Annotated in this window: 10 protein-coding genes; all 10 read left to right on the forward strand. The window is 38.8% G+C overall.

All coding sequences use genetic code 11. The annotated features are described in order from the left end of the window. Positions 1-105 precede the first annotated feature (105 nt). The 10 genes from VB654_RS19245 to VB654_RS19290 all read left to right on the forward strand — a co-directional run bounded on the left by VB654_RS19245 (position 106) and on the right by VB654_RS19290 (position 9,412). Complete coding sequence (locus VB654_RS19245) at positions 106-447, forward strand: hypothetical protein (RefSeq protein WP_416235698.1); 342 nt, start codon at positions 106-108, stop codon at positions 445-447. Next, a complete protein-coding gene (locus tag VB654_RS19250; RefSeq protein ID WP_323215410.1) occupies positions 444-1,286 on the forward strand; it encodes an ABC transporter permease in 843 nt (280 codons plus the stop codon). The genes VB654_RS19245 and VB654_RS19250 overlap by 4 nt, the downstream gene beginning before the upstream one ends. Positions 1,287-1,473: 187 nt before the next feature. Further along, positions 1,474-1,905, forward strand: coding sequence for a DUF29 domain-containing protein (locus VB654_RS19255; protein ID WP_323215420.1), 432 nt, complete (start codon positions 1,474-1,476; stop codon positions 1,903-1,905). A gap of 199 nt (positions 1,906-2,104) precedes the next feature. Then, a complete protein-coding gene (locus VB654_RS19260) occupies positions 2,105-2,824 on the forward strand; it encodes a transposase (RefSeq protein ID WP_323215411.1) in 720 nt (239 codons plus the stop codon). Positions 2,825-2,942: 118 nt separating this feature from the next. Next, positions 2,943-4,232, forward strand: coding sequence for an ABC transporter ATP-binding protein (locus tag VB654_RS19265; protein WP_323215412.1), 1,290 nt, complete (start codon positions 2,943-2,945; stop codon positions 4,230-4,232). A 234-nt stretch (positions 4,233-4,466) separates the two neighbouring features. After that, complete coding sequence (locus VB654_RS19270) at positions 4,467-5,282, forward strand: hypothetical protein (RefSeq protein ID WP_323215413.1); 816 nt, start codon at positions 4,467-4,469, stop codon at positions 5,280-5,282. Positions 5,283-5,324: 42 nt separating this feature from the next. Further along, a complete protein-coding gene (locus VB654_RS19275; protein WP_323215414.1) occupies positions 5,325-6,395 on the forward strand; it encodes an NAD-dependent epimerase/dehydratase family protein in 1,071 nt (356 codons plus the stop codon). A gap of 53 nt (positions 6,396-6,448) precedes the next feature. Further along, positions 6,449-7,198: an FkbM family methyltransferase gene (locus VB654_RS19280; protein ID WP_323215415.1), complete on the forward strand. Its 750-nt coding sequence runs from the start codon at positions 6,449-6,451 to the stop codon at positions 7,196-7,198. Beyond that, positions 7,195-8,295 (forward strand): glycosyltransferase family 61 protein, encoded by a 1,101-nt coding sequence (locus tag VB654_RS19285; RefSeq protein ID WP_323215416.1) that lies wholly within the window; start codon positions 7,195-7,197, stop codon positions 8,293-8,295. Before VB654_RS19280 ends, VB654_RS19285 begins: the two co-directional genes overlap by 4 nt. A gap of 46 nt (positions 8,296-8,341) precedes the next feature. Further along, positions 8,342-9,412, forward strand: a complete 1,071-nt coding sequence (locus VB654_RS19290) for an NAD-dependent epimerase/dehydratase family protein (protein ID WP_323215417.1) — start codon at positions 8,342-8,344, stop codon at positions 9,410-9,412. Positions 9,413-9,507: the final 95 nt, after the last annotated feature.

Raw genomic sequence — 9,507 nt, forward strand, 5'->3', positions numbered from 1 at the left:
AATTTATATTAGGAGGTCGAATTGCAGAGAAGGTGTGACCGAAATCGGAAACGTTCCAAACGTAGAGCTATCTATTGTCCTATTCATGGCTGTTATCTGGATAGCGTGAGTAAAAAATATCGACTTTTTGCTGACAAAGCAGGTCAGTTAGAGCAACGGGGTTTAAGTCGGCGGGCTGCTTCTTTATCAATAGCTAATCATACGGCTGTTCCCATCCAAGGGGAGTGGTTAGAGGCTTTTTGGTGTGAACAGTGTCAGCAAAAAAAGTGGTATTATGTGCGTCAGTCTGACGATGGCATATATAACATTTCTTTAGCTCCTAGAGAACTATGGCAGCAGGTAACAGGGGTAATTGACCCTCATGGGAATCCTTCCGTGGGTGAGTTTACACGGATGAATGCCAAACAGCTAAGTTGTCATACTGTAAATTCTTTTTATTGTTTATGAATAGTCAAAAAAGTGTTCCCCAGCAAGAGTTAATAATTGAAGCTGGACGCACAGAGCAACAGTATTGGCAAGATTTATGGCGCTATAGAGAACTATTTTATTTTCTGGCTTGGCGTGACATTTTAGTTAGATATAAGCAAACAGCAATTGGTATTGTTTGGGCATTAATTCGGCCATTTCTGACGATGGTAGTGTTTACAGTCATATTTGGTCGGATAGCAAACTTGCCATCAGAGGGTGCTCCTTATCCTATTCTCGTATTTTCAGCAATGCTACCTTGGCAGTTTTTCGCTAATTCCCTCTCAGAGTGCAGTAATAGTTTAATCGGCAATGCTAATTTAATTTCTAAAGTATACTTTCCTCGCTTGATCGTGCCGACAAGTGCTGTGGTAGTCAGCTTTGTAGACTTTATGATTTCGGGGATGATTTTATTAGCGTTAATGGCATGGTATAATTTTGTTCCTAGTTGGCGAATTTTGACGCTACCGCTATTTATTGGTATCGCCTTTGCTGCTTCCATTGGAGCGGGATTATGGTTAGCTTCTTTGAATGTGCAGTATCGAGATTTTCGGTTTATTGTCCCGTTTATTGTCCAGTTTGGTTTGTATATTTCCCCAGTGGGATTTAGTAGTAGTGTTGTTCCTGAAGAATGGAGATTTCTTTACTCATTAAATCCCATTGTCGGGGTAATTGATGGTTTCCGTTGGGCAATATTGGGTGGTCAGTCCCATTTATATTTACCAGGGTTTTTGCTATCTTTGGGATTAGTAGCTTTACTCTTAATTAGTGGTATCTGGTATTTCCGCAAGATGGAAAGAAGGTTTGCAGATGTGATTTAGTAGTGCTGATATAATTAAATAGTATTGGCTTGGAAAGGTTTTATGTCTGAGTCATCTCTCTACGAAACAGATTTTTTCGCTTGGATAGGTGATTTCCAGAATAAAAATTACCACACAACGTCATTCCATCGTAGGAGGGAACGCCTGTTCGCCTTTCTAATCGGTAAATTCTTTCTGATAAATCACCATAAGTCAGCAGCAGTTAGCTTTAGCTAGTCGAGATGTCACCGCTTTAGACGGGGAAAATCTTGCAGAAGAATTAGATTCTATGGGTATGAGAGAAAAAAATGAGTTAAAAAATCGCTTAGTGGTTTTACTAGCTCATTTACTTAAGTGGCAAAATCATTATCCAAAACTTTATATAAGTTGGTTGACCACGATTGCTAACCAACGAGATAATTTACAGGATTTACTGGCAGAAAAACGTAGTTTACAGGAATATATTCCCGATATTTTACCCAAAGCTTATCGTAATGCTCGACGGGAAGCGTCAAAAGAAACAGGATTAGGTTTATCTAATTTTTTAGATACCTGTACTTATAGCATCACCGAAATATTAAATCCTGAGTTTTTATGTAACAATACAGATGATTTCGCCAAAGCTATAGAGAGCAAATAAATTTAGAAGGTATTTTAAAAGCTTTGGGAAAATATAATTCCCTACTATAGCGGTATGCAATTGAATGAAGTACATCATAGCCTCCTCCTCGCTTGCGGGGGGGTTGGGGGTCTGACAGGTGTAGGTTTATTACGTGGGTGTGAGTATTCACTCCTGAAAGCGAGAGAATGAAACTAGAAACTAGGGATGTATTCTCAAAATGCTAGACCTCAAAGATACGATTCCACCAAATCAGAAGGTAATTGTCACTGCTGACCGGGGATTGTACGCCGATTGGCTCTATTCCCTGATAGTTGCTGCTGGTTGGCATCCCTTTCTACGTATTAACCACCAAGGAACTTATCGTTTGCCACACCAGAATCAATGGCGACCACTAGCTGATATTGTTCCTACTCCTGGATTATCCTGGTCAGGTCAAGTCATCTGCTTCAAAACTAACCCCCTTGAATGTACGTTGTTAGCTCGTTGGGATTTTGGTTATCAAGACCCTTGGTTGATTTTGACTGACCTAGAACCTATGGCTGCTGACCCTGTTTGGTACGGTTTACGCCCCTCCACTGAATGTGTTTATCGTGATCTTAAATCTGATGGTTGGCAGTGGCACAACACTCGTCTGGTTGACCCACAACGTGCTGAACGCTTGTGGTTAGCCATCGCTGTCTCTACTCTCTGGATGGTCATGCTTGGTGGAGAAGCGGAAAACCAATTTCCTCCCTCCCACATTGACCAGTTTCCCCAGCGACACGTTGCTAATTCCAAACCCATCTATCCCAAATCACCTCGTCGGCTTTCTTGTTTTTTTCGGGGTTTTATCACCCTCATTGCTGATTTACTCAAGGGTTTATCTATTCATCTTCATCGTTGGAGTTCTTTTCCTCCTACTCCTGTCGATAGCTTTTATTACTCCAACTCCTGTTAGTTGTAAAACACCTACACCTGTCAGGGGTTGGGGGTGGGGTTCTTGTATCTCACTTAACTGATAACCGCCATACACAAAAAAAGTAATATTAAAAACTATTTTGTAATTAAGATTAAAAATGTCTGATACAGTTATTCGCGTTGAGAATCTGGGTAAAAAATACATTATTGGTCATCAACAGCAGGAACGCTATACTGCACTGCGGGATGTGATAGCTAATAAAGTGAAGTCTCTTGATGGCCTTATTAATCCTAAAGCCAAAGTTGAAAATCCTGCTTTTGAGGAATTTTGGGCTTTGAAGGATGTATCTTTTGAGATTAAGCAGGGAGATAGAGTTGGGATTATTGGCCGTAATGGTGCGGGTAAATCAACGCTGTTAAAAATTCTTAGCCGTATTACTGAACCAACCCAAGGAAACATCAAAATTAAAGGCAGAGTTGCGAGTTTATTGGAAGTCGGTACGGGGTTTCATCCAGAGTTGACAGGAAGAGAGAATATATTTCTCAATGGGGCGATTTTGGGGATGGGTAAGGTGGAGATTAAACGCAAGTTTGATGAAATTGTGGCTTTTGCAGAGGTGGAGAAGTTTTTAGATACACCTGTGAAGCGATATTCTTCCGGGATGTATGTGCGGTTGGCGTTTGCAGTAGCAGCACATTTGGAACCGGAGATTTTAATTGTGGATGAAGTGCTGGCAGTGGGGGATACTCAGTTTCAGAAGAAGTGTTTGGGGAAGATGGAGGATGTAGGAAAAGAGGGGAGAACAGTTTTGTTTGTGAGCCATCAAATGGCCGCTATTGAAAATCTTTGTTCTCGGTCAATCCTACTGAAATCAGGCGAAATTTCTTTTGACGGGGCAACAAAAACTACAATTAACTATTATTTACAAGATTTAGATAATTCTACAAAGAATACTAATATATCGACTCTGCGAAGGTCTGGTTCTGGGAGTATAGTATTGACGAAATTTTCTTTAGAAGATTTAAATGGTAATTCTTTAATTGCTATATGTTCGGGTGATGATGTGATATTTGTATTTGATTATGAAATTCCTACAGATAAACTTCCTAAGAATGTTAGTTTGGGGTTTTCACTCCATGATATGAGTGGACAGACTCTTTCAATTCTTTACAGTGATTATTCAGGGACAACATTTAGTCCTCAAAGTGCCAAAGGTCAGATTAAATGTATGATACCTAATTTTCCTTATGCACCGGGTAGATATTACATTGGAATCAGGATTTTAGAAAATGGAATTGAGGCTGATTGGCCGAAGGGTTTTGTTGGAAGTATTGATGTAGAGTCTGGAGATTTTTATGGAACTGGAATCATAGCTCATAGTGGTATAGGATCTGTTTTGATTAAGGGCAACTGGCATCTGCTTGAATGTGAAAGTGTGAATATATAGTTGGCAAATAAAAAAACGTTGCCCTATAGTCATAACTGTTTATGACATGATTCATGAAATCTTTGGTGATGTAATGGATAAAGATGGGCAGATGGCAGAGGTAAAACGTAGAGCAATATCAGCAGCAGATATAATTTTGTGTGAGATATTATGCAGATCAATACATCATGTCTGAAAAAATAAAATTATTTTTTCCTTACAACTATACAACCACAATTTTTAAGGCTATAAACTATGTTCTCAGTTAACATTCATGCCAATAAGTTAAATACACTCTTCAAGCTGTTTAAGACTCTGATATCTAGGACATTCTCTATTGTCAAGCCAGGATTTTGGGGTACTCACTATGTAAAGTATCTTTTGAATTCTTTAAAATTAAATGCAGGTCTGTTTGATGGGATGCATTATGTTAATCAAAGTGTATGTGGCAGTATCATTCCAAAATACTTGGGTACATACGAAGTAGAGCTAAAGCCAATATTTAAAGAGCTTTTTAAAATTTCTTTTAAATCTATTATTGATGTCGGTGCGGCGGAAGGCTACTATGCCGTAGGCTGTGCATTAAAGTTTCCTCATGCCCAAGTTATTGCATATGAAGCAACTGAAGAAGGTAGGTTACTTCTTAAAGAAGTAATAAATTCTAATGGAGTGGCAGATCGTGTACAAATTTGTGGTATATGCACACCAGAATTATTGCTAAATGATGTTAAATTATACAACAACGAAGAAAATCGACTCTTAATAATGGATGTTGAAGGGGCTGAGGAATATATCCTCAGTTTGTGTACAGCAACAGATTTAAGAAATTTTCATATATTAATTGAACTACATGATTGGGTTGATGAGAAAATGGGTGATCGCATTATAAATAAGTTTTCTGCAACACATTTAAGTCAATTGATATTAGCACGTAAGCGAATCGCTTCTGATTTTCAAGCTCCTGAATTTTGGATTTTGAGAAAGTTTCTTCTTCCTAGTCTGCTGGCTTTTTCTTATGAAAGACCCCTTCCGATGCGTTGGTTATATTTAGAGCCTAAGCAAAGGTTCTAAGTAAAGTAAGTAAAGATATTAAAAGCTCCATTTCAGATAATTATGAAATCAAACAAAAAACTTTTAGTTACAGGTTCATCTGGTTTAATTGGTTCTGAGGTTTGTGTTTATTTTGCTAACCAAGACTGGCTGATTCATGGCGTTGATAATAATCAACGGGCAGTATTCTTTGGTAATCAAGGGGATACTCGCTGGAACCAACAGCGACTGCAATCAACCCTGAAGGGTTTTGTGCATCATGAATTAGACATACGTGATCGCCAAGGTGTCCTGAATTTAATCGAAAGCCTTCAACCAGATGCAATTGTCCACACCGCAGCCCAGCCTAGCCATGACCGCGCCGCCGCCATTCCCTTTGATGACTTTGATACCAATGCTGTTGGGACATTGAACCTATTGGAAGCAGCAAGGCAATTTTGCCCAGAGTCACCCTTTGTCCACATGTCCACTAATAAGGTGTATGGCGATCGCCCCAACACAATTAAGCTTAAAGAACTAGATACTCGATGGGATTATGATGACCCTACATATCAGAAGGGGATTCCAGAAACCTTTAGTATTGACCAATCCAAACATTCTTTATTTGGTGCGTCTAAAGTAGCGGCTGATGTGATGGTGCAAGAATACGGGCGCTATTTTAATATGCCAACCTGCTGTTTACGAGGAGGATGTTTAACTGGTCCTAATCACTCAGGGGTTGAATTGCATGGTTTTTTAAGTTATTTAGTAAAGGCGAACTTAGAAGGTAGGGAGTATAAGATTTTTGGCTATAAAGGTAAGCAAGTTAGAGATAATATTCATTCACTAGATGTAGCTCGATTTATTGAGGCGTTTATTGCAGATCCTCGTGTAGCTGAGGTTTATAACCTTGGCGGTGGCAAGTTAAATAGCTGTTCGATTTTAGAGGCGTTTAAACTAGCACAAAAATATAGTGATCAACAAATGAGATATGTCTATGTGCCAGAAAACCGTATAGGAGATCATATTTGTTATTACTCAGATTTGAGTAAGATGCGGAAACATTACCCAACCTGGGATATTACCGTTTCTCTAGAAGAGACTATTGAACAGATTGTAATGTCTTGGCAACAGCGATTGAATGTTCGTGTTTAGCTATTTTATAGGTTAGAATAGCTCCTTATTTGATATATCAGAAGGAAGAATTAATGGCTTGGAAAAATTTTATTAAAGAGAAAATAGCAAACACAGCAGGTCGAATGCTACAACGTGTAACTTGGAAAAAATTACCCCAAAATTTAACAGAATGGCAGTCAGCAAATGTAAGTTACTCTCAATTTGCTGAGGATATTCTTATCAATACATTACTTACACATTTTCACTTGTCAGATTCTGCATATTATGTAGATATTGGTGCATGTGATCCAGTTTATCTTTCAAATACGCTTCGACTGCATCAGACGGGTTGGATGGGGATTAATGTTGACCCTAATCCAGAAAACATCGCTAAATTTAAAATTCAAAGACCAAATGACATAAATCTAGAAATTGCAGTGTCTCAGATGGAAAATGAGGCAGAATTTATCATTTATGATAGTAAAACTACTGGTAGTTTAGCTGTTAATGCTGGTTCCAGTTTAAAAAATATTTTAGGAGAGAACCCGCAAAGAAAAATAAAAGTTAAAACTATGCCACTAAGGTTAATGCTTGAAAAATATTCTCCAACTGATCGTTGTTTTGGATTTATTAATATAGATTGTGAAGGAGAAGATTTAGTTGTTTTGCATTCCAATGACTGGATGCGTTTTCGTCCTTGGATAGTTGCAGTTGAGGATCATTCTTTATTACCTGAAACAGAGATTTCACGCTTTATGATTAATCAAGACTATATATTATTATCGCAAGCATTTATTACCAAATTCTTTATTCGCAAAGATATTTATACCAAAAACTTATGAACAAAGATGTTATCAATAAATTCTTGCGGCAGCTTTATTATAGTGCAAAACCTCCGATATGTATGGATATAGCAGCTTGGGCAGAAGAATGTGGTTTACCTGTGATTGAAACCTATCCAGCAGTTATACCAGAAGTTGAACCTCATATTTTTGGGGATGAAATGGCAGAATCACACTTTAGATTTCATTATCAAGCTCTGTCTCGTCCCCAGTCTCTAGTTGTAATTAAAAATGCTACTATTCGAGATGGTGTTGGTTTCGTTCAACTACCGGATAGTCAAATTTGTTATGAAGGCAATTGGTATTTACCTTACTTACAAGAAAATCCTGCGTATAAACGGAGATTTCCACTTCGATGGAGAAGTATTAAAGGTAATGTTTATTCCTTGCTTTGCTTGTGGGGAAATGCATTTTATCACTGGTTTCATGATGTTTTACCTCGCCTTGAGTTTGCCTTACCGCATTTACCTCAAGATACAAAATTCTTAATTCAGGACAAGCCTTACGCCTATCAATTAGATTCACTCCGTGCCTATGGAATTGGACAGGATAGGCTAGAATTACAGCCTAAAAGTGTAAATACGACGATAGAGCAACTTTGGTTTGCTAGTCCCATTGGACATACTGGATTGGGGTCTGGCTCTGCCTTAAAGTCTGTAGCGCAGAGACTAGCAACATTTTTTAATCCGAAAGTTACTGAAGTAAAACAGAAGAGAATTTACATCTCACGACAAAAAGCTAAAGCTCGAAGAGTCGTAAACGAAGAGCTTTTAGAGCCTATATTAAATGAATTTGGTTTTCAAATCTTGATTTGTGAGCAACTCTCTCTTGCGGAACAAGTACAATTATTTTCTAGTGCAGAAGCGATCGCTGGACCTCATGGTGCTGGTCTGACAAATATGATATATGCTCCCTGCGGCATACCCATAGCAGAAATTCTTTCTTCCCCAGCACTTCACTATATCATTATGGCGAGACAGTTGGGACATTCTTTTGCGAGATTAAAAGCAATTGCTACAGATAGCAGCGCAGTTGGTGATATGGATCTTGAACCTCAGAAACTTAAAGCCTGGCTGCAATCTTATTTCTCTACCTAAACATAGCTGGGAACATAGCCTAAGAATTTACTGTTTTTACAAGATTATGCGGATTTTAATTACGGGAATTTGCGGTTTTGTCGGTTCCACTTTAGCTAAAGCTTTGCAAGACAATTCACCTGGATATCATATTTTTGGCATTGATAATCTATCTCGTTCAGGAAGTTGGGTAAATAGGGAAACCTTACAGCAAAGAAGAATTGAGGTAATTCATGGAGATATTCGCCATAGCAGTGATGTAGATGCTTTACCTGTTGCTGACTGGGTAATTGATGCCGCAGCTAATCCCAGTGTGTTAGCAGGGGTAGACGGTAAAACCAGTAGCTTACAGTTAGTACAACATAATCTGCTGGGAACCGTTAACCTTTTAGAATACTGCAAACGCCATCAGGCTGGGTTTACTCTACTTTCTACCAGCCGAGTATATTCCATCCCCGGATTGAGTCAGTTACAAGTAGCGGAGGCTAGGGGAACATTTTACCCCATTCCTGAGCAAGTATTTCCAGAGGGTATTTCTTCTCAAGGAGTTTCTGAAAGCTACTCCACTGATCCCCCAGTATCATTATATGGTAGCACTAAGGTGGCTTCAGAGCATTTAGCCTTAGAATACGGTTCAACCTTTGAATTTCCTGTCTGGATTAATCGTTGCGGTGTCATGGCAGGAGCGGGGCAGTTTGGACATCCAGGACAAGGGATTTTTGCTTTTTGGATTCATAGTTTTCGAGAACAGCGACCTTTAAAATATATCGGCTTTGGCGGTAAGGGTTATCAGGTGAGAGATTGTTTACATCCTATAGATTTAATTCCTGTGCTAGAAAAGCAATTTGCTGAACCACTCCAGACAGATAAGCTAAGGGTGATTAATGCTAGTGGTGGAGTCAATAATAGTATGTCGTTGCACCAGTTAACTCAATGGTGTGCAGACAAGTTTGGTAGTCATGAAGTGTTAGAAACAAATATCGAGCGACCGTTTGATATTCCTTGGATGGTTTTAGATGCGAGTTTAGCAAAAAAAGTGTGGGGATGGGAACCAGAAATTAGTATAGAGGAAGTGTTACAGGAAATTGCTAGGTTTGCTAGTGAACAACAAGATTGGTGTAGGCTATCAGCAACATGACTTACAAAGTATTGTATATTTCAGCAGTTATTCCTGATACGACTTCTGGGAGAGGATTTGGGGAAGTTTAGTGCTTGCCCCAACATTTTTCTCTT

The organism is Nodularia sp. UHCC 0506, from assembly GCF_034931045.1.
Taxonomy (GTDB): domain Bacteria; phylum Cyanobacteriota; class Cyanobacteriia; order Cyanobacteriales; family Nostocaceae; genus Nodularia.